2 protein-coding genes are annotated in these 1,422 nt (G+C 41.5%); both read left to right on the forward strand.

The window, feature by feature from the left end; all coding sequences use genetic code 11:
- Window positions 1–43 precede the first annotated feature (43 nt).
- A complete protein-coding gene (locus O0V13_RS21380) occupies window positions 44–562 on the forward strand; it encodes a transposase (RefSeq protein WP_268037051.1) in 519 nt (172 codons plus the stop codon).
- Window positions 547–1,395 carry an IS3 family transposase gene (locus O0V13_RS21385; protein ID WP_268037052.1) on the forward strand — a complete coding sequence of 283 codons (849 nt, stop codon included), beginning with the start codon at window positions 547–549 and terminating at the stop codon, window positions 1,393–1,395. The genes O0V13_RS21380 and O0V13_RS21385 overlap by 16 nt, the downstream gene beginning before the upstream one ends.
- Window positions 1,396–1,422 lie beyond the last annotated feature (27 nt).

The following is a 1,422-nucleotide window of genomic DNA, read 5'->3' on the forward strand; positions in this document are numbered from 1 at the left end:
TGATGTGCCCCCAAAAAGTTAGACACTTATTGGGGGCATTTTTATGCGTAAAAACAGAAAACACAATTTCGAATTTAAGCTTCGGGTAGTCCAAGAAGTTATCCAGGGTAGACACTCTATTAGAAGTGTTTCAGAAAAAGAGAGTATCGATCATTCCTTAGTCAAACGTTGGGTGGCCTTTTATAGAAAGTTTGGAGAGGAGGGGCTGAAGCCTAGTTCAAACAGATACACTACAGATTTTAAGGTGAATGTTGTTAGAACTCTTAAGGCCGGATCTTTATCTTTACTTCAAGCCTGTCTACGTTTCAAGGTTCCTAATGAATCTATCGTACTGAATTGGATTCGGATTTACGATGCTCAAGGACCGGAAGGGTTGAAGGCGCAACGTATAGGAAGACCTACCAAGATGCCTAGAAAGCCAAAACGTCCACTCACCCGAGAAGAGCAGCTCCTGGAGGAGCTAGCTAGTCTGAAAGCCGAAAATGCTTATTTAAAAAAGCTTCATGCCTTAGTTCAATCCGAAAAACTGAAAGAAGAAAAACGCAAATCATCCAGGAATTAAGGCGCAGGCATGCGTTGAAGGATCTCCTCAAGCATGCTCGGATGGCGCGGAGCACCTTTTATTACCATCTCAAACAACTCCAAAAAAAGGACAAGTATGAGATCATCAAAAAGGAAATCCGTAGTATTTATAAACAGAACAAAGGACGGTACGGCTACCGAAGAATCCGGGATGAACTTCAAAACAGAGGGCATACGATCAATCACAAGACCGTCTACTCCCTGATGCGCGAGTTGGGTTTAAAGAGTATTATTCGGGTTAAAAAGTATGTCTCCTACAGAGGAGAGCAAGGCAGAATAGCTCAGAATCTCCTCAACAGAGATTTTAAAGCTTATCGACCTGAGCAGAAGTGGGTGACTGATATAACCGAGTTCAAAGTCCATGACAGAAAGCTTTATCTCTCTCCCATGATGGACCTGTATAATCGAGAGATTATTTCCTTTACTCTGGCCGATAGACCTACTCTACAACCGGTCTTGGACATGGTCAAAAAGGCAACAGAGAAAAAACAAAAGATCTCAGACCTGGTGATCCACTCTGATCAGGGATGGCACTATCAAAACCCACAATACCAACATCTGCTCCATGAAAAGGGAATCAGGATCAGTATGTCCAGAAAAGGAAACTGTCTGGACAATGCTGTTATCGAAAACTTCTTCGGTACTCTAAAGTCAGAATTGTTCTACCTCAAAAAATATCAATCGATCCAAGAGCTCAAAAAAGAAATCACCGAATACATTCACTACTATAACCATCACAGAATAAAATCAAGTCTAAATGGAAAAAGCCCGGTACAATACCGAGCTTCTTCACTAAATTTAAATCTTTCTTAAACCGTCCAACTTTTGGGGGCTAGTTCA

The organism is Algoriphagus sp. PAP.12 (genome assembly GCF_026652115.1).
Lineage (GTDB): Bacteria > Bacteroidota > Bacteroidia > Cytophagales > Cyclobacteriaceae > Algoriphagus.

Excerpts from the sequence above, each read along its gene's own strand:
- O0V13_RS21380 (WP_268037051.1), top strand. The coding sequence starts at position 44 with ATGCGTAAAAACAGAAAACACAATTTCGAATTTAAGCTTCGGGTAGTC.